Source organism: Acinetobacter sp. TW_SC_4 (assembly GCF_054861205.1).
In genome coordinates, this window is record NZ_CM142174.1 from 1,761,649 (window position 1) to 1,787,692 (window position 26,044).

A 26,044-nucleotide genomic window follows, 5' to 3' on the forward strand; every position below is an offset into this window, starting at 1 on the left:
AATCCCTCCCAACCTCCCTTTTATAAAGGGAGGAGTATTCTTTTTTGGACAGCTTTTGTCTTTAAACAAAAGTTCCTTCTCTTAGAAGGAAAAGCTGAGCGAGAGGTAATTTATTACCCTCATCCCAGCCCTCTCCCAGAGGGAGAGGACTTGAAGGCTATTAAATCACCGCAGCTAATTCAGCACCCTGACGGATCGCACGTTTAGCATCCAGCTCACCTGCTTCTTTCGCACCACCAATGAGATGTACGTTTTTACCGGCAGCTTTCAGTTCATCAAACATGGCGGTATAAGATTCCTGACCAGCACAGATAATGACATTATCTACGTCTAATACTGCAGGTTGATCATTCACTATAACGTGCAAGCCCTGATTATCGATTTTTTCATAGCTTGCACCGGCAATCATTTTGACATTGCGATGTTTTAAGCCAGTACGGTGAATCCAGCCTGTGGTTTTACCCAGACTTGAACCGACAGAAGCTGCTTTACGCTGCAATAAATAAATTTCACGTTCAGGTTGTTCTAGATTGGCTGTCTTAAGTCCACCAACATTTTCATAGTTAGTGTCGATCCCCCATTCATCATAGAATTTTTCCGGATTGACACTGCCACTTTCGGTCCCATGACTGAGCAGCTCGGCTGTATCAAAGCCAATACCACCTGCACCAATAATCGCTACACGCTGGCCGACTGGTTTACGCTCTCTTAGTACATCCAGATAAGACAATACTTTAGGATGATCAATTCCAGGAATATCGAGCTGACGCGGTGTCACCCCAGTGGCAACCACAATGTCATCAAATTCGGCTGAAATCAGCTGATCAAAGGTCGCGGTGCAATTTAATTTCAATTGAATACGTGGTTGCAACTCAATCTGACGTTTGAAATAACGTAAGGTTTCATAAAACTCTTCCTTACCTGGAATGGTCTTCGCAATATTAAATTGCCCACCAATCTGTGCTGAAGCTTCAAATACAGTGACATGATGGCCACGACCTGCTGCATAGATGGCAAAGCTTAAACCTGCCGGCCCCGCACCAATCACTGCAATATTTTTCGCTACAGTGGTTTCTTTAAAGATCAGTTCGGTTTCATAACAAGCACGTGGATTCACCAGACAGGTGGCAATTTTCATCGAGAAAATATGATCCAGACAGGCTTGGTTACAACCGATACAGGTATTGATTTCATCACTACGGCCCTGTTCTGCTTTTAAGACAAACTCAGAGTCTGCCAGCATTGGACGTGCCATTGACACCATATCGGCATCACCTGTAGCCAGGACATATTCTGCCATTTCCGGGGTATTAATACGGTTAGAGGTAATAAGAGGAATATTCACCTGACCTTTTAGCTTACGCGTAACCCAGGTAAAGGCCGCACGTGGCACTTTAGTAGCAATGGTCGGAATACGCGCTTCATGCCAGCCAATACCGGTATTAATAATCGTCGCGCCCGCTTTCTCAATGGCTTTGGCGAGTTGGATTACTTCTTCTAGAGTTGAACCGCCTTCAACCAGATCCAGCATCGAAAGACGATAAATAATAATAAAGTTCTCACCGACCATTTCACGGGTACGGCGTACAATTTCAATCGGGAAACGGATACGGTTTTCATAGCTGCCACCCCATTCATCATCACGATGATTGGTACGTGCTGCGATGAACTCATTGATCAGGTAACCTTCTGAGCCCATGATTTCGACACCGTCATAACCTGCATACTGAGCCAGTCTGGCACAGTTGGCAAAATCATCGATGGTCTGCTGCACTTCAGCCGAGCTTAAAGCATGCGGTTTGACTGGATTAATCGGTGCCTGAATTGAAGACGGCGCAACATTTTCCGCCTGATAAGAATAACGGCCGGTATGCAGAATCTGCATGGCAATTTTCCCGCCAGCTTCATGTACAGCTTGGGTGATCACTTTATGCTTTTCAGCTTCTTCAATCGTATCGAGCTTGGAACCACCCTGAAAAGTGACGCCATGATCATTCGGCGAAATACCACCTGTGACAATTAAGGCTACACCACCCTTGGCACGTTCTGCATAAAAGGCAGCCATCCGATTATAACCGCCCGGTGCTTCTTCTAAGCCCACATGCATGGAGCCCATCAAGACACGGTTTTTAAGCGTGGTAAAACCCAGATCCAGTGGGGCAAGTAAATTCGGATATTTAGACATTTCAACTCCTTAGCGTGCAGATGTGCTGGCTATTTTTATTCAGGCTGACTGATTTACTTCCATCAAGCAGCAGTCTTATGCAACTTGTTGCACTAATTTATAGTGCAGAATTGATTTTTATGCAACATGTTGCATAATAATCCCGAGTCATTTTTTTGAGACGTTTATGTCTTTATCACATGTTTTACTCACCAGCCTGATTGAGAAACCGAGCACTGGCATTGAACTGGCACGCCGTTTTGACCGCTCCATGGGCTTCTTCTGGAATGCCACCCATCAGCAGATCTATCGTGAACTGAATGCCATGCTGCAAAAAGGCTGGATTTCGACGATAGAAGAGGAAGATTCTCATAGCCGTAAAAAAACCTATCAGGTAGAGCGACTCGGCCGGGAAGAACTGGCTAACTGGATGCTGGAGCACAGTTCCCCAGCACAGCTTCGGGAAGAACTGATGGTTCGTCTGCGTGCAGAAGCCCAGCTGGGCGGCAACAGCACCTTACCTGAACTGGAACGCCATCTAGAAATACATAAAGAGAAGCTTAAAACCTATCAGCAGATTTTCGCCAAAGACTTTGCTCAAGCTGACGAAAATGACCGAACCCTGTATATTCATAAAATGATTCTGCAACTGGGTATTGACCAGGAACTGGGCTGGATTGCCTGGCTGGAACAGGTTATTCCCAAACTTAAACAATTCGATGTAGAAAAATTATAAATACGGAGATATGCATGCCCTTCTATAGCATGCCAGATGGCGAACAGTTATTTGTACGTGAATACGGTCAGGGTCAACCGGTCCTGGTCCTATCAGGTCTGGGCATGTTGAGCTGGCAATGGGCAGCTTTTCTCTATCCACATCAGAAAAATTTCCGCTTTATTATTCCCGAGTGGCGTGGGTTTGGGGCATCTAGTCACTGCAAAATTCCGCAAGACCTGGATGCGATTTCCAGTCACTGGCTTGATGTTCAATCAGTGATCCAGCAGCTCAATTTAGATCAATTCATTGTGATCGCTTACTCTATGGGTGCGACCACCACCATGCATGGCTTGTGCTATGGGGATTTTGCCAAACACATAGCAGCTTATTTGCATATTGACCAAACACCTAAGATTCCGGTCGATAATGCCTGGGCATTTGGACTTTTTGGTCCACGCCATCAGGAATTTATTGAAATTTTGCAGCAGCTTTCAACATTACTTGCAGAACATCAGCAGATTGAACTCATTCGGAATCTGGATACTGCAGTACGTCAGCAAATTACAGCATTATGGCTGTGCTTCATCCAGCTACAAAATGATCGTCCAGCCAGTTTAAAAGTGTTTAAGTTCATCCTGAACCGACCTCGTCTGCAAAGCCTGCTCCTGCCCTCCAGTCGGGTAGATTATATGACGTGGTACATCAATAATTATTTATATCATCAAGAAGATTATCGTGAAGCTCTGGCGAAGCTTACTTGTCCGGTGACTTTCTTTAGCGGTGTGCAGTCCAAACTTTATCCTGTGGAAGGCCAGCGCCTGATTGCCCAAAGCCTGCCTCAGGCTAAACATGTGCTTTTCAACAAATCTGGTCATACCCCTTTACTGACCGAACCACTCAAATTTGCCAAGGAGCTCGGCATCTTTCTGAAAGAAAATTTACAGTCCAGCTCTTCAGCGGCTTAAAGATTAAGGAGAAGAAATCATGAAAAAACTGGTGGTGTTTTCAGGTGCTGGCATGAGTGCTGAAAGTGGGATTAACACCTTTCGTGACAGTGATGGGCTTTGGGAACAGTATCGTATAGAAGAAGTGGCCACACCGGAAGCTTGGGCTAAAAATCCGGAACTCGTGCAACGCTTTTATAATGCCCGACGTAAAAATATTCTGGAAGCACAGCCAAATGCAGCTCATCAACTCATTGCTGAACTTGAAGATGATTTTGATGTCCATGTGATTACCCAAAATATTGATGATCTGCATGAACGTGCCGGAAGTTCTAAGGTTATTCACCTGCATGGCAATATCCGCCTAGCCAAAACCTCAGGCCCGAATTGCCAGTACACCACCGAGTTTTATCCAATCGAAGGCACTGATTTAGATTTGACTAAACACTTCTGTAAGGAAGGCTATCCACTACGTCCACATGTGGTCTGGTTTGACGAAGCTGTACCAGCTTATGAAGAAGCACAAGATTGTGTACAGGATACTGATATTTTTGTGGTCATTGGAACTAGCCTGCAAGTATATCCTGTTGCTGGTTTAATCCATGAGATTCCGGCTCACTGCACAGCTTATTATATTGATCCCAAAGCAGATCAAAAACATTTACCCGTTCAGTTTCACAAGATTTCCCAGACGGCCACAGAAGGCATGAAAACCTTACTTAAATTACTGGAGTCCGAGATCTAGTCATCGTTCAAAATTCGTATTCTATAGTTGACAGTATGCAACAATCATTTTTTAATCAGTCTATTGTTGCAGGAATGGAATTAAACGATGCTGACTGATCTGGATGATTTTTACTGTTTTGCGCAGGTCGTCGAACATGGCGGCTTTAGTGCAGCCGAACGTGCTACCGATATTCCCAAATCCAAGCTCAGCCGCCGCGTTTATAATCTGGAAGAACGTCTTGGCGTCCGTCTGATTCAGCGTAGTTCCCGTCATTTTGCAGTCACTGATATTGGCATGAATATCTATCGCCATGCACAAGTGATGCTCAGTGCAGCACAGGCTGCACACGACCTGGTAGATCATCTCAGTACTGAACCGCGTGGCACTATTAAAGTCAGCCTGCCCGTCTCCATTGCCCAGAATGAAATGGCAAAAATCCTGCCGGATTTCCTGAAAAAATATCCTGAAATTAAAGTCCAGATGATGATCACCAATCGACGCGTGGACATCATTAACGAAGGCTTTGATCTGGCCCTACGGGTACGGACCAGCCTGGATGATGATCCGAATCTGGTAATTCGTCAGTTTGAAAAAATCGAACAGCATCTGTTTGCCAGTCAGGGCTATCTGAATGAATTTGGCGATCTGAAAACGCCTGAACAGCTCTCTGAACATAAAATTTTAAGCATGGCTGAGGAACATACTGAACAGTTCCTGATATTGCAGAATGAGCAGCAGCAACAGAAAAAAATCCGGATCAACCCGACCGTAATGGGATCAGACCTGAATATGCTGGCACAACTGGCGGCTTCAAGCTGCGGCATTACCTTATTGCCCGATAATGTCGTGCAGCAATATGTAGAACGTGGCGAACTGGTTCGGGTACTTTCAGACTGGAAAACCGCACATGGCATTTTTCATCTGGTTTATCCTTCCCGTCGTGGCCTGTTACCGGCTGTGCGGGTATTTATTGATTATCTGGTTGAGCACCTGCATCTTGTATAAATAGAAATATTTCAGGCAAAAAAATAGCTCATTCTTGGGGAAAAATGAGCTAATAAAAACAATTCACTACAGCATGAAGTGAACGAAAGGAAACTACTACCGCTAAGCCAAATCTAATACACAGTAATCAGACATCTAATAGAACAATCATGAACTAACTATAAATAGATTAAGAGAATTTGGCTGGTTAAACCACTCCTTCATGTAGTGTTTTGTAGGCTTTCGTCACCAATAGCAAGCAAACTGTAATTTATGTAAGCTACTGTATTTCAATGCATAACATGAAAAATAATTTAAATTTCTGGATACTCGCCTGTACCTTCTGGCCACGGCGATAACAGCTCAAAACCTGTGTCGGTCACGACTACCATGTGCTCCCATTGAGCTGACCAGGATTTATCCGCAGTCACGACTGTCCAGCCGTCCTTTAACTCTTTAACACGTGCTTTGCCCATATTGACCATAGGTTCAATGGTAAAGACCATACCGGGTACCAGTTTGATGCCCTGACCTGGTTGCCCGTAATGCAGAATGTTTGGCTGTTCGTGATAAATTTTACCAATCCCATGACCACAATATTCACGCACAATGGTGTAGCCTTCACGCTGTGCAACAGACTCGATTGCATAACCAATATCGCCTAGGGTTGCGCCCGGTTTAACGGCATGAATCCCGGCAACCATAGCTTCATAAGTGGTTTCGACCAGACGTTTGGCTTCAGGAGAAGGTGTACCAACATAATACATCCGGCTGGTATCGCCAAAATAACCGTCTTTAATGATCGCAACGTCAATATTAATAATATCGCCATCTTGCAAGACCGTATTCGGAGATGGAATACCATGACAAACCACTTCATTCGGTGAAATACAGGTGGTTTTGGTATAACCATAATAGCCAATATTAGCTGGCGTCACTTTTAGTGTATTGACGATAAAATCATGACAGATGTCATCCAGATATTCAGTTGTGACACCCGGCTTGACATGCTCCCCGATCATTTCCAAAACCTGTGCAGCCAAACGCCCAGATATACGTAATTTTTCGATATCTTGTTCGGTTTTCAGAGTAATCGCTGGAGCTCGCATGGATCTATCCTCAAGGTGAATCGGGAAATTATAGTCCTTTTTCAGCCAAGATGCGCATTTGTTCGCTCTGCATGACAATTCTTAAAACTTGCTCTAGAGAATCTCAATGCTGCTTATTTATACAAACAATAAGCTTAAAATGATTGAGTGAAGCCTAAATGATTTATTTATTTAAAAATAAATTATATTTTTTTCAACTGAATATCAAAGATATATTTCTACCAAGCTTTTAAAGTTCATATTATCCGATCATCAAGATCAGTAAAATCAAGGCTTTCAGCATTAAATTAAACTCCAAAAATCATGACATATACACTAAAATCGCTTTCTTTTAGTTATTTGTTCTCCCTCTATGACAAGTCTCCGTACAAGAGATATTGTGGCCTTAGGTTTTATGACCTTTGCACTGTTCATTGGTGCGGGCAACATTATCTTTCCACCGATTGTGGCTCAACAAGCCGGTGAGCATGTATGGTTAGCTGCCCTAGGTTTCCTGATTACGGCAGTTGGCCTACCTGTCATCACCATCGTGGCATTGTCACGTGTTGAAGGTTCCATCCAGATCTTAAGTTCTCCTTTAGGTAAAGCTGCCAGTCTTTTACTGACTGTCGTGTGTTATCTGACGGTTGGACCTTTATTTGCGACACCACGTACTGCAACCGTTTCTTATGAAATCGGCTTCTCTTCATACTTTGGCAATGCACCTAGCAACCTGCTGATCTATAGTGTGATCTATTTCGCTGTAGTGACTCTGGTTTCCCTTTATCCAAATAAGATTCTGGATACAGTTGGATACTTCCTGTCTCCAGTAAAAATTATCGCATTGATTATTTTAGGCGGTGCTGCAGTATTGATTCCTGCCGGCAAACCACCTGCTGCAGTGGGTAACTATGTTACAAGTCCGGTCACTGAAGGCATCGTTAATGGTTATCTGACCATGGATACCTTAGGTGCATTGGTCTTTGGTATTGTGATTGTGCGTGCGATTACTTCTCGTGGCGTAACGGATCGCAAGCTGATTACCAAATATGCAGTCAATGCAGCGATTATTTCTGGTATCGGTTTGACGCTGGTGTATCTCAGCCTGTTTAAACTAGGCTTAGGTAGTCATGATGTTGCCCCTAATGCTGCCAATGGTGCGATTATTCTGCATGCCTATGTACAACATGCTTTTGGTGATATGGGTGCTTATTTCCTTGCCACCATGATCTTTGTTGCCTGCATGGTGACTGCGATTGGTTTAACCTGCGCATGTGCTGAATATTTCTCGTCTATTACCAAACTGCCTTATAAAGCCTTTGTCTTTGTACTGGTCGGCTTCTCGCTGGTGATTTCAAATCTTGGTTTGACCAAACTAATTGCCGTTTCTGTGCCTGTATTGAGCGCGATTTATCCGCCTGCGATTGCAGTGATCCTGCTAAGCTTCTGCGGTCATTTCTTTAGAAAACCTGCTCAAGTTGTTGCACCGACTACACTGGTTGCATTTATTTTCGGTGTTTTTGATGGGCTTAAAGTTGCTGGTCTTGAATTACCTGAATTGCTACAGAACTTACCGCTTTCTGAACAAAATATGGCATGGCTGATTCCATCTCTTATTGTTCTTGTCATTGCCGCTGTGATTGATCGCATCAGAAATTAATCTTTCTAAGAGGTCATAAAAATCGTATTTTTACCCAAAATCCGGTTTTAGCGTGATCAATAACTGTCAGGTTTTACCCAAACCGGCATTTATTGTTTACACCCTCACCTTCTCATCATAACCAAATTGTATTTTAAAAAGCGTTATAGACTTTTAATCAATTATTTTAATTAGCTTCTTTCTTACTTCTATTTTCATTCTTTAGCAGAAGATCAACCCTACTCTGTATTTTACTGTTTTTTAAACATATTGTTTCCTGATTAAACCAACTCACCTTCATCATTCTACATAGACTTACATTCTCTGGATTATCTCTACAAATCTTTGGCGTAGAATTTGCTTTTCCCAATGGTAGCAATGAATGATTGCTTGAAACTTCAGTCGGACTGCACTCGCTGAAATGTTTAAGATGATGATCCAGATGCAATCATTGATTAGTGCGGTAATACGACTAAAGGAAGCCTTTTTAACTGTTAAAGTTCACTTAAATAGTTGCAAAGGTTGAAATTAAGAAGTACAACTGTATATTCAATTCAGACTAAATCAATAAGATTTACTCTTCAATTATACAAATAAACAGGAGGGATGGAGATGTTATCAGTACATTTCAAAAAGCAAGTCTTCATTGACGCTCTTAAGGCAAATACCAATCTGGTGACTTTCTTAAGCACCACGGTTGCGCTTATGCTGACCTTGATTGTGCATTGTTTAATTCAAGGCAATTTAAAATTTGAGTACGTAGGTTATGCCTTGATTGTTTCGGCAGCCTTTTTCTTATGGGCTGTGATTGACCAGAAATACCGATAATTTATTAATAAATTTATACCCCAGTGGATGATCTGGCCAGTCATCCATCTGGCAGAAAAGAAATAAATTAAGCTTAAAGCTCGAAAAATAAAATCAACCATTAAAAATTAGAATAATCCGATCGCCGCCCCATAAAGAAGCACGCCCGTTCCTCCCAATTCTGCAATAATCAAACTGACCATTGCCAAAGTCATAAGCACGCCCGGCAACTGAAATTTACCCAGTTGATGCGGTCGCTTAAACTGATTCGTCGTATCTTTCAAAAACCCATGCAAGATATACGCACTAATCGAGAAACTGAAAAAGAGAATATTGATCAATACACAGATCAAATTAATTTGCGAAGATAATGCTGAATAATAAGCCAATACTGCCAGAATCAATGCCGCAGGGGCATAAAGCAGACTGCTGCGATGAGCAATATCCACATAATAATGCGCCCGTGAATTGACAGACTGACGGATTTGCCAATATTTCCATACCCCGGTTAACATCCCCACCCATAAGAATATTCCACTAAAAATAATCGCGATCTTTACTGCCAGATCAAGTTCGATTCCCTGCATATTTTCATTCCGTTTTTATCATCGTAATGACTTTTTAGTCATTGTTTTAACAAGTTTCTTTGAAGAAGTCAGGTAAATTTAAGCATTCATTCTGATTCAAAAATATAGTGTAGCCCATGTCTGAATTCGAAACATTGACTCTAAAGTGCCAGGATGGCTATCAATTAAGTGCACGTTTTTATCCAGCTACTGATGCTGAATGCAAGAAATCTCCTATATTAATCTGCCCTGCGACTGGCATTACCAAACAGTTTTATCATAGTTTTAGCTGTTGGCTGCAAGCTCAGAGTTATGCAGTGCTGGTATTTGATTTTCGGGGTATTGGCGAATCCTTAAAAGGTCCGGTTAAGCATTCTAAAGCCAGTATTGTGCAATGGGGACAACTGGACATTCCGGCTGCAATTGATGCGCTATTAGCTAAGACTCAGACAGAAAAGGTCATCTTACTTGGGCATAGTGCTGGTGGACAGCTGCTGGGTATTGTCCCAAACTATGCCAAAGTGGAAAAAGTCGTGGCAATTGCTGGATCGACGGGTCATGTTAAAGGTTTAAAGGGGCGCACCAGATTACTAGCACCAGTGATGTTCAATATCATTTTCCCATTGGCACGTATCACCAAAGGCTATGGTCCAACTCAAGCGATTGGTATGGGTGAAAACCTGCCAAAAGATGTGGCGCGTGAATGGGCAGAATTTTGTAGTAAACCAGGTTATATAATTAATGCGATTGGTAAAAAGATCGCACCAGCACATGACTATCATGCTCAGATCACCTGCCCGATCACATCAATCTGGGCTTCGGATGATGAAATCGCCACTCAAGCGAATGTCAAAGACTTGCTGCGCTTATATCCAAAAGCAGCCACAGAAATGATTGAGCTAAAACCCCAAGAATATGGTCATAAAGGGATTGGCCACATGCTGATGTTCAAGAAGTCACATCAAAACTTATGGCCAGTCATTGAGCAACAGTTATCTGCCTAAAGATGTTTTAAATGGCTATTGACAGGTTAATGTGCTTTAATACGCTCAGTATGAGATGAGCCTCTTACAGTATGTGCCTCAGATGTGCATACGACTAGCCCCTAACCATGGGGCTTTTTAATGTCTATATGATTTTGAAGCCGTATTAAAATTTAACCGAAAAATGCAATGATGCTCTGAATCACCACAGCATTCACGATATCAATAAAAAATGCACCACATAGCGGTACGATCAAAAATGCTTTATGTGATGGACCATAGCTATTGGTGACCGCCTGAATATTTGCAATCGCAGTTGGAGTTGCTCCCATACCAAAACCACAATGCCCCGCCACCAATACGGCTGCATCGTAATTTTTTCCCATGATTCTAAAGGTCACAATTGCGGTAAATAAAATCAGTACCGCTGTCTGCGCAAACAAAATGGTAATGAGCGGGCCTGCCAAATCGGCCAGTAACCAGAGTTGCAACGACAGTAAAGCCATTGATAAATACAGAGACAATGACGCATTTCCGAATACATCAATAGCACGGTCAAAAATATCGACTTTTAGCACATGCTCCAGGAAGTTACGTACAATCACCCCTGTCCCTAAGGCCCAGACAAAGGTCGGCAGTTCAAACCATCTTCCCTGACTAATCTCTGTCATTTCATTCGCAACAAAAATACATAGTGCAAACATCCCCAAAGTTGACACTGCATTACTGGCTGTAATCAACCGGGTTTTCTTTGGATATTCGAAGGGTGCGGTGTTGATACTAGTATCGAGTTGTTGTTCATTGGTCTCTTGCGCTACTGTCTCTGCCAACTGATTTCGTTTAATCAAAAATTTGGCAACCGGACCACCCACAAGTCCACCAATAATCAAACCAAAAGTAGCACTTGCCATTCCGAGGACAATTGCCCCTTGGATTCCATGTTGAGTTTCAAGCACTTCACCCCAGGCACCGGCAGTACCATGTCCACCTGTTAAGGTAACAGAACCAACAATCAAGCCAATCAATGGATCAAGTCCAAGTGCTGTGGCTAAACTCATGCCAACCGCATTTTGCACGACTACAAATAGAATGACGCAGACTAGAAAGATCAGCAGTGATTTTCCGCCTTCTTTGAGCTTGGTAAAGTCTGCACCTAAACCAACAGAGGTAAAGAACATCAGCATCAGAATAGTTTGGATTTCTGAGTCAAATGTGGCACTGATATTAAAAAATTTATAGAGAATAAAAGCCGCAATCGCTGCGACTAAACCGCCGATTACGGGTTCAGGTAAATTATAGTTTCTAAAGAAGCCAATTTTACTAACCAAATACCGCCCAATAAAAAGAAAAAATACCGCAATTACCAAAGTGCCAAAGGCATCGATCTCATAATTCATAACATTCCCTGTTGGCTTTATTTTTATACAGTTTTAAGAAAAAAGTATGAAAAATCAATTTTAGAAATGTTATGCAAGTTATTGTTTCTAGTAATTGTTTAATTTATAGCTCGAACAGGTGCAATTAATACAATGGAATATCATAGACCCAGTTTTTGGTTTGTTGGTCAGTGGTGGTTTCACACACATAGTAATCATGATCCCATGCTTCTTGATGGAAAATAACCTGTTTACGATAGCCAATTTGCTGGCCATTTTCGACACAGACAAAGCTATCTCCTTGGTCTTTGACTTGAGTTCCATTGAGGAAGCCACCGATACAAAGGAAGCGGGATTGTTTAAGCATTAATATTCAACCATTAAACTCTTTAGTCTTAAATTTAATCATAAACTTTCTTCCTTTATCCTGTAATTCAAATATTTTCCCCTTATTACCTACATCCTTAATTAAACCTTCAGCTTTAAGAGATTGAAGTGCTTCTGAATAGTTCAAATACTCTCTCAAAGCTTGTTCTTCTAAAAATTCTTTAGGACCGATAGTAATACTAGGTTTATAAGACACCTCATTTTTACCGATATATTTACCTTCATTATTAACAAGATAATCAAGAATTTCTTTTTCATATGAATTTAATTTTTTATCTTTAACTATATCGTTAGTATGAGCTAATTGATTTCTTTCCTGCCGTAATTTATCAATTTCAGCTTTCAAACTTTCTTTTGCATTTTCATCATCAATTTTTTCTATATCAATATCACGTTTAGCTTGATCAATCAGCTCATTTTCTTTATTTGCTAATTCAACGGCTCTTTCTTTTTCCAATTTATTTTTCTCAGCAATATATTTATGCTCCCTAGCTAATTCTTGTGAATTTAATTGTTCATAAGCTATTCTTGATACCATACCAAATAACACTTTTAACCAAGGTGTGATTAAGAGAATTGACAAGGCCGTTACTATTGGGAAGACTACTAAACTCCAAAAGCTTGTTTCAACATCAAATAAATTAATTTTTTCTTGTGCTGTCCCTATTGCGAAGCAAAGAAGAAATAACGCTTTCCAATTAAAAGCCAAAAAGGATATAAGAAAAAATCCCCAATATGGTTCTTTTACTCTTGTATTAATCGCATCTAGAAGATCTTTCATTAACTATCTCTTTTCTAGTAATTTTATGTCATGCCCAACTCAACTTTGGCATATCAACAATACCTAAATTTTCTTTTGTAATATTTTTAAGTTTATCTAAATTCGTATATATCCAATCTACAAATTGCTCACCCTCCATAATATTGATTTGATTCTCTTCAGCATACAATTTAGATTCATCAGAAATATGCCCTGTTGTAATTACCCATTTATAGGCATTGGTTGCGGTCTCATTCTCATAAGCTATTAACTGATTTATTGCATGCTTACTTGTCTCACCTCTATGGTGTTTCACCTGAACAAGAATATCTTTTAAAAAAGGATTTTTTTCAGAAGTTGCTTGAATATCAATATCAGCAATACCTTCACCGTTCTTTTTATCTAAGATATACACATTTGAATAACCTTCAATTTCCAATAGCTCTTTCACAAGCTCTTCTAGGCCTCTTCCACCAGCTTTTAAACGCGTATTTCCTTTCCAAAGTGCATCCAATAACTCTTTCTTAAATTCTGCTTCATATAAATCACTTTTTTCTTGATAACTATTTTTTACATCAAAACCGCCATAGTCATTCAAGTTTTGAATAATATGTTCGATTTCTTGAGAAAATCTTGATAGGTCACCAATTGTCGTTCTAAGTTTTAATCTACTTTCTAAATTTTCTTTTAACTTAGATCTTGGAATATAAATTACTTTATTCTCTTTTTTAAAGAAATCTACTGTAACTTGGTTTGCACCATGACCTCCTTTAAATAAAGGATCATAATATTTTTGACCTAAAACTCGTCCTATCGCAATTTTCTTGCCTAAAGGAACAATAACGATATCGCCATTTTTTAAACTAAAATAATTTTTTACTTGATTGGTCATACGACCAATTGAACCATTTTTTTCAATAATATCTTTAATTAAGCTTTTAATTTCTTCATGTGCTGAGAAATTAACATGCATCCACCCATATCCGATTTTATTATCTTTTATTAAAATTTCTGGACTTCTTACCATCAAATATTTTTTCATTTTTATCACACAAAAAATAAGGGCCGATTTCTCGGCCCTTATTTTAAACTACTTTTTGATCAATTAAGCTAATTGAGCAGCAGCAATTTTTTTGGTATCGATGTCTTTAGCAGCATCTGTATACTCGCTCATCTTGTCGAAGTTCAAGTATTGGTAGATGTCAGCAGACATGCTGTCGATTTGAGCAGCGTACTGTTGGTATTCTTCTGGAGAAGGTAATTTACCCAATACAGCAGCAACAGATGCAAGTTCAGCAGACGCCAGGTAAACGTTCGCACCTTGACCTAGACGGTTCGGGAAGTTACGAGTAGAAGTCGATACACAAGTTGTGTTCGGTGCTACACGTGCTTGGTTACCCATACATAATGAACAGCCTGGCATTTCAGTACGAGCGCCAGCTTTACCATAAGTATTGTAGAAACCTTCTTCCATCAATTGGTGTTCGTCCATACGAGTTGGAGGAGCCAACCATAGACGAGTAGATAAAGAACCACCAGGAACTTTGTCTAGAAGTTTACCAGCTGCACGGAAGTGACCGATGTTAGTCATACAAGAACCGATGAATACTTCATCAATTTTAACGCCTTGAACGTCAGAAAGAAGTTTTGCATCATCTGGGTCGTTCGGGCAGCAAAGAACTGGTTCTGTGATTGTAGAAAGGTCGATTTCATACACTTTAGTGTATTCAGCGTCAGCATCAGCTTTAAGAAGTGATGGGTTAGCCAACCATTTTTCCATGTTCTCAACACGGCGCGCCATAGTACGAGCATCGCCATAGCCTTGTGAAATCATCCACTTCAGCATAGTGATATTAGAACGTAGGTATTCAGCAACTTTCTCTTCAGAAAGCGTGATCGCACAACCAGCCGCAGAACGTTCAGCAGAAGCATCAGAAAGTTCGAATGCTTGCTCAACAGTCAGGTCAGTTTCCATTTCTGTCAGGTCGATCTCAAGGATACGGCCAGAGAAGATGTTTTTCTTACCTTTCTTCTCAACAGTCAGGTCACCTTCTTGGATTGCTACGTAAGGAATTGCATGTACTAGGTCACGTAAAGTGATACCAGGCTGCATTTTACCTTTGAACTTCACAAGAACAGACTCTGGCATATCAAGTGGCATAACACCAGTTGCTGCAGCGAATGCTACAAGACCAGAACCCGCTGGGAATGAAATACCGATTGGGAAACGAGTATGGGAGTCACCACCAGTACCAACAGTATCTGGAAGAAGCATACGGTTTAACCAAGAGTGGATAATACCGTCACCTGGACGTAGAGAAACACCACCACGGTTCATGATGAAATCAGGAAGCGTGTGTTGCATTTGAACGTCAACTGGTTTTGGATACGCAGCTGTGTGACAGAAAGATTGCATTACAAGGTCAGCAGAGAAGCCTAGGCAAGCCAAGTCTTTCAATTCGTCACGAGTCATAGGACCAGTTGTATCTTGAGAACCAACTGTAGTCATGCGTGGTTCACAGTAAGTACCTGGACGGATACCTTGACCTTCAGGAAGACCACAAGCGCGACCAACCATCTTCTGAGCAAGGGTGAAGCCTTTGCCAGTGTCAGCAGGTTGTACTGGAGTACGGAACAGAGTTGAAGGCTCAAGACCAAGCTCTTCACGTGCTTTAGTTGTCAAACCACGACCGATGATCAGGTTAATACGACCACCCGCACGAACTTCGTCTAGAAGTACTGGAGTTTTAAGGTCAGCTTCAGCGATTTGAGCGCCGTCTTTGAACGCAGTTACTTTAGCAGCAGCTTTGTCGATTTTAAGAGTGATTTCATCACCCATGTTCATGTTTGCTACGTCAATTTCAACTGGTAACGCACCAGCGTCTTCCATCGTGTTGAAGAAAATCGGAGCAATTTTAGAACCTAAGCAGTAACCGCCTTCTTTCTTGTTAGGAATGTGCGGAATTTCGTCACCGAAGAACCAAAGTACAGAGTTAGTTGCAGATTTACGAGAAGAACCTGTACCAACAACGTCACCTACGTAAGCAACTTTGTTGCCTTTCGCGATGAGGTCTTTAATTTGGTTTAATGGACCAACTTCACCAGGAACTTCTGGGTTGATGCCATCACGTTCGTTTTTTAGCATTGCATTTGCATGCAATGGAATGTCTGGACGGCTCCAAGCGTCTTGTGCTGGAGACAAGTCATCAGTATTCGTTTCGCCAGTTACTTTGAAAACTGTCAGTTTGATTTCTTCTGGAACATCTGCACGGTTTGTAAACCATTCAGCATCAGCCCATGATTGAAGAACAGCTTTTGCATTTGCATTACCGGCACGTGCTTTATCAGCTACGTCATGGAACGCATCAAATACAAGAAGCGTCTTTTTCAAAGCTTCAGCAGCAAGACCACCAAGCTCTGCGTCTTCTAGAAGTTCAACTAAAGGAGCAACGTTATAACCACCAAGCATAGTGCCCAGTAAGTAAACCGCACGTTCTTTAGAAACTAGTGGAGAAGTCGCTTCGCCTTTTGCCAATGCAGCTAAGAACGCAGCTTTTACGTATGCAGCTTGGTCAACACCCGCTGGAACACGGTTTTCAAGCAAGTCAACTAAGTATGCTTCTTCACCAGCTGGGGGATTTTTTAATAATTCAACTAATGCAGCAGTTTGAGCATCATCAAGTGGCTTCGGTGGGACTCCGAGTGCGGCACGTTCTTCAACGTGTTGGCGGTAAGCTTCTAGCACGGTGTTATTCCTCTTTTTTAAAAAATTACCTGTGAATTCCTGCTTTATAAAAGCTTCACAAATAATATGGACTCTAAAATTTTACTAAAATTCCAGTTAAAAGTTAATGCAAGTACAGTGTTTCTTTGTGATGCTCATTATTTTATAACTAAATGATGCTTATAAAGATCATTCAATAATCAAATCATCATCGCCTTGCATAATTTAAGTACAGATATGGCAACTTTTAACCAAATTCGACGCATAAAAAAGGCAACATCGATGTTGCCTAATTTACTTAGAAAAAGATACTCCACCTTAGTGGACTGTCGTCGAGTTCAAATATTGCTGAAAAGCGTCCCGACAACCCTCAAATTTTAATTCACATTGATCTTCATAGGTCTGACTGTGATTGTTGCTGGCAAAGGAAATCTCTACCAAACAGCGTTTTTTGTCCTGCACCAAGATCTGCTTAATCACGACCTTGTCTCCTACACTCAGAACATAGCGTCCGCTACCGATAATCGCCAATCCTTTTTCATCTTCTAACAGCAGATCTGAGTGATATAAATATTTCACGACGTCCATATTATTGTTCTCCTAAAGGCTTTGGAGTTAAATTAATTATTCAATATAAAGATAAGCATTTCTATATTTTAGATTTAGCAATTGTCACAAATTATATTTAATATTGCTTAGGCTATTTTTATTATAGAAGAATATTTTTATATCTATAAACTACTATTTAATTTGAATGAATATTCCTTAGTTTGCTTCATTCAAATATAAAAAAACCGTTCCTTAGAACGGTTTGTAATCTGGCATTTTATCATGCGGTGTGGCGATACATTTTTCAGTAAATTCAGCGCGGACTTTCTCACGGGCTGCATCTACATCAGTCTTAATTTCCTGTTCCGGAAGTGCATAGACTTCATCGATAATATTCAGGATAAAACCGCGAGTGATGTCATCATCGATCTTGTTGGCATGCTCAACAGCCTTTTCTTTCTCGATCGCATTCTGACGATCCAGCATAATGGTCCGTGCAGCATTCCCCACACTACGACAATAGCCATGCCACTGCTCTTCAGGGGTTAAAGGTTTTTTCTCTGCACAGCCGACCAGAGCAACCATCAGCGATAAAGCAAATAACTTTTTCATGAATTTCTCCTTCCGAGAGGCACTATAAGAGATCAGCACAGATTTGTCATTTAAAATGAAATTTTTACCTATTCTTATTGATACTGCCTGCTCGAAAGTAGCATTTCATATCTTAACCACAGCTGGCCTGAACTACTTTCTTAGTGGCTGGATCTACAGTGACCGTCACGCGCTCTTCACGATAATCCATAGTGACAGGCTGGCCAGGTGCAACCATGCGTACCATTTGAGCTTTGGTTTTCTCTTTGATTTTTGCTTCAGTTAAATTGGATTGGCCAACCAGCGCAGCTGCCTGATCAGCGATACATTTAGGCTGGTTTGCTCGGAAATATTCCCATTCTTCGACCACTTGCCCTTTTTTTAAATGACAATAGCCCACTTGCCCATTAGTTTCATTACGGATTTCCAGCTTTCCACCTTGATTAATACAATAGGTACTCGCTGGATTCGCTGTTCCTAATGACGCTGAGTTTGAGTCAGTCGACTGGGTCGTACTACAGCCAGCAAGGAGGATGGATGCAAATAATCCGGACAAACCAGATAAAATTATTTTTTTCATGAGCGGTATTCTTCTAAAGGAATTCGCCTTTAATGTAGCATATTCCATTTACAGCGTCAGATCTGAAAAGGCTTGAGTGTTTGTAATTCTGTAAAAAGCGGCAGGATCATTTCTTAATATCATTAGGTTTAATCCTATTTAAGTTCTCACTATTTCCTATGATTTACCTTAACCAATAATCAACCTTCAAAAGTGGTTTCTTTTTTCAAATAGCCAAAATTTAGTTTTAGTTAACTATTGGAATGGCTTAAAAATGACAATGTCATTACATTATTATACAAAGTGTTTATTACCCTTCATCAACCAAGTATTATTCTAATATTTTGTTTTTAGATTATTAAATTAATTATTGCCCAGCTTCTTTGTCCTTACCTTTTTTTATGCACGAAGCTTGATGTTTGTACTAGCGGCCATATTGCTTTAATATTTGATTGAATTTTAAACTTTATCTCAGCATGCAAGACGATCTCCAGCTTTCTTTAAAAGAATACCTTTCTACGGTTCATGAAGTGGTAAAAATCACTTTCGATACACCGGTGTGGGTCAAAGCCGAGATTCGTAATTTAAATATTAGATCTCTTGCGAAAGTCGTTATTGCAAGTTCATCCGGTTTACCAGTGCAGCGATTAAGTTAATGCGTAAACCGAATCTTTTCCGTCTATTTCGATAGCGTTCACTTAGTATTCTAAATCTTTTCAATTGACTGTTAATGTGTTCGATTACAACTCGTATTTTTCCAATCATTTTATTGTAATTTTTCTCAGCATCAAATAAGGGTAAATTCTTCTTTTTCTTTATTGGCATCAATAATTTAAAGCCATCTTGCTCTAACCCATAGTACCCTAAATCGGTCATAACATAGTCACAATGTTTGAATTTCTTAACTGTTTTTCTTGCCAATTTAATATCATGCTGACTGCCAGACGATATATCTACTCCTATGATTTGTTTGCTCTTCGGATGATAGATCACTTGGGCTTTTAACGTATGTTTCTTCTTTTTACCACTGTAGAACTTACTCTGATTTTTTTTTCGGGCGTTCTATTAAACATTCTGTCGCATCAATAATTACCCAGTTAAATTGTTCGTCTGCTGTGGTAATGCTTCGTTTTGGCAGGGTAAAACGTCTTGATTTCATTAATGCATCTTCAACCTTTTTAATAGTTCGATTCACATTACTTTCAGCGATATGGTAATTTGCCGCCAATTCCAATTGGGTGTTGTAGCTCCGTAAGTAATTGAGTGTTAATAATAATTGATCCTCTATAGCTAAAGTATGAGGACGCCCTAATTTCTTTTTAAGTGATTCTGCTTCTTTTAAAACTTCGACCATTTCACTAAAAACTGCTCGAGGTACACCAACCAAGCGCTGGAATTCAGAATCTGAAAAACGATTTAATTTCTGATATTTCATGAAATCTATATTGAGGCAGTTTTTACTTTCGCAAGAGGTCTATTAAAGCTGGCCATTATTATCTAGAACTGGCAGAAAAAGATCCTGACAATGATCAGGTCATTGCCAGTTGCCGGGCCACAATCTGGAAGTTTGCTGCGCAGAAAATTGTGACGCAATTTGAACGTGAAAGTGGTATTGAACTAAGCCGGGATCTTAAAGTTTTAATCAAAGTCAAAGCCAGCTTTGATCCGCAATATGGGTTTTCCCTAAATATTGTAGAGATTGATTCTGGATATACCTTGGGAGATATAGCCCGACGTTATCAGCAGATTATAGAAAAACTGACAACCGAAGGTCTGATTAATCGCAATAAAAATCTCCCTACACCTTTTGACCTAAACCGGATTCTGGTGATTGCTCCAGAAAAGGCTGCCGGTCTGGGCGATTTCAAGAAAGATGCTGATGCTTTACAAAAAGCTCAGGTATGCGAATTTATCTATCACAGTGCGACCTTTCAGGGAAATATGGCACCGCAAAGCATCATGCAAAGCTTGGCACAAGCTTTAAAGCAGTGGGCACAAACGTATCATCACGCGCCTGATCTGATCGTGATCATTCGTGGCGGTGGCGCAATCAATGATCTGGCGTATTTGAATGACTATGCGCTGGCTGCCCTGCTCTGCAAACGTTCAGTTCCCGTCTGGGTTGGTATTGGTCATGAAAAAGATCGGACGATTTTGGATGAAATCGCTCATCGTTCTTTCGACACACCGAGCAAGGTGATTGCTGGAATTCGCAATCATGTCGTCGAGCTGACGCAAGAAGTTATAAATAACCTGCAAAGCATCCAGCGACTTTCTCAACAGCAAATTCAGGCTTATCAAAACCAGAATGAGCAATATTTAAAACTAATCCAAAATCTGGCCAATCACCAGATTGTGAATGCCTTGCAAAGTTTAGAGCAGCTCAAGTCCAATACTTCTAACCTTGCCCAGCAACAGACCCAACTAATTAATCAGCAGCTAGATGCCCTGATGCGGGAAACACTACTGCAAAATCCCAAACATGTTTTGTCCAAAGGCTATGCCATTGTGCGCCAGCAAGAACACGTGGTTCGTTCAATTCATCAAATTGATGTGCAACAACCCGTTCAGGTTGAATTACACGATGGCCTATTTTCAGCACAACTTACGCAGGTAACTCCCCATGAGTCATGATACTTTGAGCTTTCAGGAAGGCTATGACATCTTGAAAAAGAATGCTGAATTACTTGAATCTCAGCAAGAACCAGATATTGATAATTTGATGAAAATCGTTGAAGAGTCTATGCAGGCGTATAAAGCTTGTAAATCCCGAGTGGAAGCCGTTCAGAATGCACTGAACGAGACCTTTAAGGATTAATTTTATTGAATACCTTAAATCAGTATAGCTTGATGATTTAAATGCTTAGGCTATTTTAAAATCTCTTGCCTATAAAAAAGCCCTCATTTAGAGGGCTTTTTATTAGCTTAGAACCGCCAATTATAGAATAAGTCAATTGCACGTTCTAAAGACTGACTGGCTTCCAGATATAAACGCTGATTCATTTGATAACGTAAAGTCAACTTGTTTACTGGGGTAAATACGCCAACCCCATAACGGATATATAAGTCTGGCGTAATATAACCGGTTACAGACACCTGAGTATCATCCCCGGTTCCCTGTGCATCCAGTGCCAGACCGCTCAAGCCAAAGCTGCGGCCAATCTGGTTGGTCAAGGCACGCGTACCGCCTAAGCCCAGACTGATCCCTGCGGCTGCAATGGTGTTATTTACATCAGATCTGAAACCTTCTGCCTGACTCAAGCCTGAAGCCCCTTCATTAATACGACCAGTAATCAGGGCATTCAACGCTTCCTGTTCAGACAGGCCAGCATCATTATAAATTTGAATGGCAGGACTTGAGGCTGTACCAGTGACACGTACACCCACCGTGCTACCTTGAATGGATTTATTGGCATCAATATCCAGGGTTGGATTCGACAACGGGCCATTGAAACGTGCAATTGCACGGTTCAGATCCAGACTTTGTCCATAAGCTTCAATTTTCACCCGTTGTGATACCCCGATCGCACCATTGGCACGCATCGCAGATTCCAGACCACGTTGTGTCAGATTGACACGACCTAAGAGTGGAATACGGCTGTCAAAGCCCTGGAAGATCACCTGATTTCCTAACGACACTGCAACATCTGCGCGAATATCCCATGGACGTGCCGCTTTCAGAATGGCGAGCTGGTCATCTCCCTCACGTACTACGCGTACGTCAGAAGACAAGCCCACAACAGGTTCAGACGCTTCAGGCATAGAAATCAATGCACGAGGAACATCGACCTTACCACTCAAGCTCAATTTTTTATTGAACGGATACATATCCAGGGTCAGATCAGGCGTAACCACCGCAGTAATCAGCGGTGCCTGGCGAATCAGCAGATTTTCACCCTGAAGTTTGAGCTGTACGCGAGGATCACCTTTCCAGTCTACAGAACCAGTTAATTTACCAGCACCACGACCACTATTAAATGCACCATTAATAGTCGCGGTATTTTGACGGACTGATGAATAGAGCTGCACATTGGTTAGATTGACTGGTAATGAAATCATGCTGATCGCCCCGTCCTTAACCCGAATTTCACCTTCAAGTAATGGATCGGTTAACGTTCCGCTAATTTTACCTGCATACGACAGGGTACCATCGAGATTACGCACATCCTGAATGAATGGCTTAAAGACCTTCAGCTGAACCTGGTTAAAGGCAATCTCGCCACGCATTGGTTTATTGTCACGATATGGATCAATAATCACATTGGCATAGCCTGTACCAATATCCGGCGTTTTCACATCCAGACGAATCTGTAATCCAGCGGCCACGCTTTTTGCGACCAGCCCCACTTCATCATATTTTAAAGTCGAGCCTAAATATTCCGGATCATCAGAAGATAAGCCGATCACCCCATTGCGGGTTACCAGACGAGCATCAATTTTCGGTTTAGCACCTTGTGCCCAAGCTGCCTTGGCATAACCATTCACTTTACCGGTTAATGCTATGCCTTCTGGCAGGAAGGCACTAAAGTCAGCCAGATCCAGGTTACGGGTAATAAATGAAGCACTACCTCGAGTTTTATTGACTCGAATTGGCTGGTCAAAGCAAAGTTGACTTTGCTGACTCATCCAGCAATGAGCGCCAACAAACAGATCCGACTGTGCAGTGTTATAAATTACAGCTGCATTTTGACGCTGCACCAGATGAGTACGCAGTGAGTCGAAATCACCGCGCTGGATCTGGCCTAACCAGTTATTTTGTGCATTAAAACCACCTGCGAGCTGAACAAAGAATTTAGACAGCTTATTTTCAGCCTGAACTTGCAGCACATGCGCGGCGCGCGTTCCAGCAAGTGACACTTCACCGCGTACAATCTGTCTATTGCCACTACGCAACTGATCCATGGTCGCAGTCAATAAAGTCGGTGTGGTTTGTGAAGTCGGTAACTGGCCACGTACCCGAATCTTGTCTACGCTAAACAGGTTCTTGAAGGCAAAATTATCCACTGCCAGATTCGCAGTTGCTTGTAAACGCGGTTGTGCTTGCATATTAATGTAGCCTTGCACCCGGCCTCTTAACCCCGGATAAAGCTCATATAATGCCGGCGCATTGACTTTCAGTTGCAAATTCTGCGCATTACCTGTGGCCTGTATCTGGTTGCTGGCATAAGACAGGAACAGGTTATTGGCTTCAAACTGCTGCGGTACAAAACCACGCTGCTTGGAATCAATCAATACAGCCAGATTACCCTTACCGCGTACCGGTTTATTATTCAACATACCGGCCAGATTTAAGCGTTGAATCTGGACACGCTTCACTGCATCCGACCAGACACCTTGGGTTTGCAGATTGCCAGACAATTCACCTTTAAGCTTGGCATTGAAATACTGAGGTTTGAAACGCACCAGAGAGGCATTTACATTCCAGCCAATACCATTTGTCAGATTCACCTGACCATTGGCATTAATTTTTCCTGCGACACCATCATGACGCAGTTCCTTGATATTCAGCATATCAGGCGTACCTGACAAGCGCAGTTTCAACAATCCCTGACCGGCCTTGATCTGGCTGGCACTTAATGCACCATCATAATTGACCGCATAACTTTTAAATCCGCCACCTGCTTTTTCATCATGGAACAACAAGGCAATATTACTATTACCTGTCAGATGAACGGTTTCATTTTGCGCAGCCAGTCGTCCGATCAGATCTATACCGCTAAGATTAATAATTTGCTGATTCGGGCGTGCATAACCACGGGCTTTTATCCGACCATTCAAGCGGTCAATTGGTGAAGCTGCAGCCAGAGTTTGAGTATTCAGGTTCTGGGCATTTAATACTGCGGACCATTTGAGCTGACGTTTTTCTTCTGGCAGTTCAACCCGTGCATTACCTGTTAGACTGCCGGCCTGTCCATTTCCACTATATTTAAAACTTGGAACATTCAGAATATTATTTTTCAGGTTTAGTTGTGCCTGATACATTCCTGTCGGCAACAGCCCTTCTTCATGCTGAGCAACCTGAGTAGCGACATGGATATTCTGCTGGCCTTCGACCAGTACCAGATCGACATCGCCTGATTCACTTTTTAACCAGCCGATATAAGGCACGGCACGATCAATATTTTTCCAGGCCACATCCAGTAACATCGGTTGAGCTTTATTGTCTTTAACCGGCTTCTGATCCAGCTTGATATTCCAGGTTTCATAGCGGTCAAAATCCACCAGTCCTGTTAAATGCAGGCCATTTTCCAGGTTACCGGTAGAGGCAATATTACCGTCCAGACTTGGTGGCAGAAAGTCTTGCACCACCTGTGGAATTCGCTGATGTTTTGGATCAATCCCATTCATGCGACCTGTCAGATCCCAATCCACCTGATCAGCCCAGCCTACAGTACCTGCCAGGCTTACCGAACCTTTCATCAGCTGACCATTTAGATCAGTAATATTGAGCTGATTGACCAGATCGGTGTACATCACTGCGGTATATTGCCCATCCGGGATATTTTCACCTTCAATATCAGTGCGAACATTCAGATCCAGGCGCTTGGTATTCCCATTAAACTCAGCCACACCATCTTTCGTAAACAGTTTTTGCTCTGTCAGGATTGGCCAGTGATATTGCTTGAACTGGAGTTCACCACGCATGGGTACATTAGGACGCATCGGGTGCAGAACTGCCCAGCCTGTCAGCAAATCTGGCGTGTTGGTCGCGACCCCGGCCTGAATGGTATCCAGTGTGCCTCTAGCACGTACTTGAATATCATGAATATTCAAGCTTTCTCTGAGTGAAGGCAGATTTAGAATACCGCGTGCATCTAGTGGATATTTACCTTCAAACTGCATTTTCCCAGTAGCTTCACGTACCGACAGATAGCCCATGTCCATGCGGGAATCTTCGAAATTCAGCTCGGTACCTGACCATAATGCTTCATTCAGTTCAATATTATAAAAATCAACTGCATTGGTCTGAGTCTTAATCACCAAGTGATCGAGAAGTAAATGATCAACCCGCAATACAAACGGTAAACGAATTGCATTGAACTTGAATGGCTCATCACTTGGCGGATTTTTATTAATAATCTGTAAATTCAGTACATCTGCTTCAGTCAGATGAATTTCTTTTTTGATAATCGCCCGCCAACCCAGCTTGACATCAGCACGGTCAATTTTGACATCGACCGGTTTCAGGGTAACCAGAACATTTTTCAGGATAATCCCGCGCCACAGGTTCCCACCTTCATATTCATAATGAATGATTTCCTGGCGCTGCATCACCTGATCGAGCAGGAATTTACTGCCTTTATCGGTAGAAAACAGGATCGCCAGTACAGACAGCAGAAAAATAAGAGAAAAAAGGACCGACAATAGAATACTTCTAAATATACGGCGCTTTTTCGGCACAACTTCAGGTTGTTGCTCCTGTTCTGGCTGTGGTTGGTTTTCGACCATGATCTACCCAAATAACTATTTTTTAATTA

Annotated in this window: 21 protein-coding genes and 2 pseudogenes; 10 read left to right on the forward strand and 13 right to left on the reverse strand. The window is 41.6% G+C overall.

The genetic code is table 11. The features are described from left to right. Positions 1-160 precede the first annotated feature (160 nt). The gene (locus ACWM1W_RS08460; protein ID WP_375725860.1) at positions 161-2,185 is read right to left on the reverse strand and encodes an oxidoreductase; all 2,025 of its coding nucleotides are present in this window, start codon (positions 2,183-2,185) and stop codon (positions 161-163) included. 166 nt (positions 2,186-2,351) lie between these two features. Between ACWM1W_RS08460 and ACWM1W_RS08465 the strand changes: the two genes are divergently transcribed. The 4 genes from ACWM1W_RS08465 to ACWM1W_RS08480 all read left to right on the forward strand — a co-directional run bounded on the left by ACWM1W_RS08465 (position 2,352) and on the right by ACWM1W_RS08480 (position 5,558). Further along, positions 2,352-2,900: a PadR family transcriptional regulator gene (locus ACWM1W_RS08465; protein WP_004783769.1), complete on the forward strand. Its 549-nt coding sequence runs from the start codon at positions 2,352-2,354 to the stop codon at positions 2,898-2,900. A 14-nt stretch (positions 2,901-2,914) separates the two neighbouring features. Then, on the forward strand, positions 2,915-3,847 hold the full coding sequence (locus tag ACWM1W_RS08470) for an alpha/beta fold hydrolase (protein WP_375725859.1): 933 nt from the start codon (positions 2,915-2,917) through the stop codon (positions 3,845-3,847). Positions 3,848-3,866: 19 nt separating this feature from the next. Beyond that, positions 3,867-4,571: an SIR2 family NAD-dependent protein deacylase gene (locus ACWM1W_RS08475; protein WP_375725858.1), complete on the forward strand. Its 705-nt coding sequence runs from the start codon at positions 3,867-3,869 to the stop codon at positions 4,569-4,571. Positions 4,572-4,658: 87 nt separating this feature from the next. Continuing rightward, a complete protein-coding gene (locus tag ACWM1W_RS08480; protein WP_034171059.1) occupies positions 4,659-5,558 on the forward strand; it encodes a LysR substrate-binding domain-containing protein in 900 nt (299 codons plus the stop codon). A gap of 293 nt (positions 5,559-5,851) precedes the next feature. Here ACWM1W_RS08480 and map read toward each other — a convergent pair whose 3' ends face one another. Beyond that, positions 5,852-6,646, reverse strand: a complete 795-nt coding sequence (map, locus tag ACWM1W_RS08485) for a type I methionyl aminopeptidase (protein WP_375725857.1) — start codon at positions 6,644-6,646, stop codon at positions 5,852-5,854. A 352-nt stretch (positions 6,647-6,998) separates the two neighbouring features. Between map and brnQ the strand changes: the two genes are divergently transcribed. Continuing rightward, on the forward strand, positions 6,999-8,285 hold the full coding sequence (gene brnQ, locus ACWM1W_RS08490; RefSeq protein ID WP_312308580.1) for a branched-chain amino acid transport system II carrier protein: 1,287 nt from the start codon (positions 6,999-7,001) through the stop codon (positions 8,283-8,285). 591 nt (positions 8,286-8,876) lie between these two features. Beyond that, a complete protein-coding gene (locus ACWM1W_RS08495; protein ID WP_004783783.1) occupies positions 8,877-9,092 on the forward strand; it encodes a hypothetical protein in 216 nt (71 codons plus the stop codon). A 107-nt stretch (positions 9,093-9,199) separates the two neighbouring features. Here ACWM1W_RS08495 and ACWM1W_RS08500 read toward each other — a convergent pair whose 3' ends face one another. After that, positions 9,200-9,658: a hypothetical protein gene (locus ACWM1W_RS08500; protein WP_375725856.1), complete on the reverse strand. Its 459-nt coding sequence runs from the start codon at positions 9,656-9,658 to the stop codon at positions 9,200-9,202. Between the two features lie 116 nt (positions 9,659-9,774). On the opposite strand from ACWM1W_RS08500, the gene ACWM1W_RS08505 reads away from it, so the two are divergent. Further along, on the forward strand, positions 9,775-10,641 hold the full coding sequence (locus ACWM1W_RS08505; protein ID WP_104426018.1) for an alpha/beta hydrolase family protein: 867 nt from the start codon (positions 9,775-9,777) through the stop codon (positions 10,639-10,641). A 152-nt stretch (positions 10,642-10,793) separates the two neighbouring features. Here the strand turns inward: ACWM1W_RS08505 and gltS are convergent, their stop codons facing one another. The 8 genes from gltS to ACWM1W_RS08545 form a co-directional block, all read right to left on the reverse strand. Continuing rightward, complete coding sequence (gene gltS, locus ACWM1W_RS08510) at positions 10,794-12,017, reverse strand: sodium/glutamate symporter (protein ID WP_004783788.1); 1,224 nt, start codon at positions 12,015-12,017, stop codon at positions 10,794-10,796. 124 nt (positions 12,018-12,141) lie between these two features. After that, a complete protein-coding gene (locus tag ACWM1W_RS08515; RefSeq protein WP_034171055.1) occupies positions 12,142-12,363 on the reverse strand; it encodes a hypothetical protein in 222 nt (73 codons plus the stop codon). A gap of 6 nt (positions 12,364-12,369) precedes the next feature. Further along, positions 12,370-13,164: a hypothetical protein gene (locus ACWM1W_RS08520; RefSeq protein WP_034171054.1), complete on the reverse strand. Its 795-nt coding sequence runs from the start codon at positions 13,162-13,164 to the stop codon at positions 12,370-12,372. 28 nt (positions 13,165-13,192) lie between these two features. Next, entirely contained in the window at positions 13,193-14,185 is a 993-nt protein-coding gene (locus tag ACWM1W_RS08525) for a restriction endonuclease (RefSeq protein ID WP_375725790.1), read from the reverse strand. Between the two features lie 63 nt (positions 14,186-14,248). Further along, on the reverse strand, positions 14,249-16,888 hold the full coding sequence (locus ACWM1W_RS08530) for a bifunctional aconitate hydratase 2/2-methylisocitrate dehydratase (protein ID WP_034171052.1): 2,640 nt from the start codon (positions 16,886-16,888) through the stop codon (positions 14,249-14,251). 297 nt (positions 16,889-17,185) lie between these two features. Beyond that, positions 17,186-17,455, reverse strand: a complete 270-nt coding sequence (locus ACWM1W_RS08535) for a hypothetical protein (protein WP_005235947.1) — start codon at positions 17,453-17,455, stop codon at positions 17,186-17,188. 213 nt (positions 17,456-17,668) lie between these two features. Further along, entirely contained in the window at positions 17,669-18,028 is a 360-nt protein-coding gene (locus ACWM1W_RS08540) for a hypothetical protein (protein WP_004783806.1), read from the reverse strand. Positions 18,029-18,140: 112 nt separating this feature from the next. Beyond that, positions 18,141-18,587: an I78 family peptidase inhibitor gene (locus ACWM1W_RS08545; protein ID WP_375725789.1), complete on the reverse strand. Its 447-nt coding sequence runs from the start codon at positions 18,585-18,587 to the stop codon at positions 18,141-18,143. A gap of 455 nt (positions 18,588-19,042) precedes the next feature. On the opposite strand from ACWM1W_RS08545, the pseudogene ACWM1W_RS08550 reads away from it, so the two are divergent. Next, positions 19,043-19,165, forward strand: a pseudogene (locus ACWM1W_RS08550) (hypothetical protein); the annotation flags it as partial. A 13-nt stretch (positions 19,166-19,178) separates the two neighbouring features. Here the strand turns inward: ACWM1W_RS08550 and ACWM1W_RS08555 are convergent. After that, positions 19,179-20,001 (reverse strand): IS5 family transposase gene (locus ACWM1W_RS08555; protein ID WP_085064288.1). Its coding sequence is split into 2 segments (ribosomal slippage): positions 19,179-19,619 and positions 19,621-20,001, totalling 822 coding nucleotides; the frame shifts between segments, so codons are not numbered across the junction. 29 nt (positions 20,002-20,030) lie between these two features. Between ACWM1W_RS08555 and xseA the strand changes: the two are divergent. After that, positions 20,031-21,200 (forward strand): annotated as a pseudogene (gene xseA / locus ACWM1W_RS08560) (exodeoxyribonuclease VII large subunit); the annotation flags it as partial. Continuing rightward, on the forward strand, positions 21,190-21,384 hold the full coding sequence (gene xseB / locus ACWM1W_RS08565; protein ID WP_005235956.1) for an exodeoxyribonuclease VII small subunit: 195 nt from the start codon (positions 21,190-21,192) through the stop codon (positions 21,382-21,384). The pseudogene xseA and the gene xseB, both read left to right, overlap by 11 nt. Before the next feature lie 107 nt (positions 21,385-21,491). On the opposite strand, the gene ACWM1W_RS08570 is transcribed toward xseB, so the two are convergent. Beyond that, entirely contained in the window at positions 21,492-26,015 is a 4,524-nt protein-coding gene (locus tag ACWM1W_RS08570; protein WP_375725788.1) for a translocation/assembly module TamB domain-containing protein, read from the reverse strand. Positions 26,016-26,044 lie beyond the last annotated feature (29 nt).

Bases quoted from the DNA above. Each gene is read 5' to 3' on its own strand.
- ACWM1W_RS08460 (WP_375725860.1), bottom strand. From the start codon at position 2,185: ATGTCTAAATATCCGAATTTACTTGCCCCACTGGATCTGGGTTTTACC.
- ACWM1W_RS08465 (WP_004783769.1), top strand. From the start codon at position 2,352: ATGTCTTTATCACATGTTTTACTCACCAGCCTGATTGAGAAACCGAGC.
- ACWM1W_RS08470 (WP_375725859.1), top strand. From the start codon at position 2,915: ATGCCCTTCTATAGCATGCCAGATGGCGAACAGTTATTTGTACGTGAA.
- ACWM1W_RS08475 (WP_375725858.1), top strand. From the start codon at position 3,867: ATGAAAAAACTGGTGGTGTTTTCAGGTGCTGGCATGAGTGCTGAAAGT.
- ACWM1W_RS08480 (WP_034171059.1), top strand. From the start codon at position 4,659: ATGCTGACTGATCTGGATGATTTTTACTGTTTTGCGCAGGTCGTCGAA.
- map (WP_375725857.1), bottom strand. From the start codon at position 6,646: ATGCGAGCTCCAGCGATTACTCTGAAAACCGAACAAGATATCGAAAAA.
- brnQ (WP_312308580.1), top strand. From the start codon at position 6,999: ATGACAAGTCTCCGTACAAGAGATATTGTGGCCTTAGGTTTTATGACC.
- ACWM1W_RS08495 (WP_004783783.1), top strand. From the start codon at position 8,877: ATGTTATCAGTACATTTCAAAAAGCAAGTCTTCATTGACGCTCTTAAG.
- ACWM1W_RS08500 (WP_375725856.1), bottom strand. From the start codon at position 9,658: ATGCAGGGAATCGAACTTGATCTGGCAGTAAAGATCGCGATTATTTTT.
- ACWM1W_RS08505 (WP_104426018.1), top strand. From the start codon at position 9,775: ATGTCTGAATTCGAAACATTGACTCTAAAGTGCCAGGATGGCTATCAA.
- gltS (WP_004783788.1), bottom strand. From the start codon at position 12,017: ATGAATTATGAGATCGATGCCTTTGGCACTTTGGTAATTGCGGTATTT.
- ACWM1W_RS08515 (WP_034171055.1), bottom strand. From the start codon at position 12,363: ATGCTTAAACAATCCCGCTTCCTTTGTATCGGTGGCTTCCTCAATGGA.
- ACWM1W_RS08520 (WP_034171054.1), bottom strand. From the start codon at position 13,164: ATGAAAGATCTTCTAGATGCGATTAATACAAGAGTAAAAGAACCATAT.
- ACWM1W_RS08525 (WP_375725790.1), bottom strand. From the start codon at position 14,185: ATGAAAAAATATTTGATGGTAAGAAGTCCAGAAATTTTAATAAAAGAT.
- ACWM1W_RS08535 (WP_005235947.1), bottom strand. From the start codon at position 17,455: ATGGACGTCGTGAAATATTTATATCACTCAGATCTGCTGTTAGAAGAT.
- ACWM1W_RS08540 (WP_004783806.1), bottom strand. From the start codon at position 18,028: ATGAAAAAGTTATTTGCTTTATCGCTGATGGTTGCTCTGGTCGGCTGT.
- ACWM1W_RS08545 (WP_375725789.1), bottom strand. From the start codon at position 18,587: ATGAAAAAAATAATTTTATCTGGTTTGTCCGGATTATTTGCATCCATC.
- xseB (WP_005235956.1), top strand. From the start codon at position 21,190: ATGAGTCATGATACTTTGAGCTTTCAGGAAGGCTATGACATCTTGAAA.
- ACWM1W_RS08570 (WP_375725788.1), bottom strand. From the start codon at position 26,015: ATGGTCGAAAACCAACCACAGCCAGAACAGGAGCAACAACCTGAAGTT.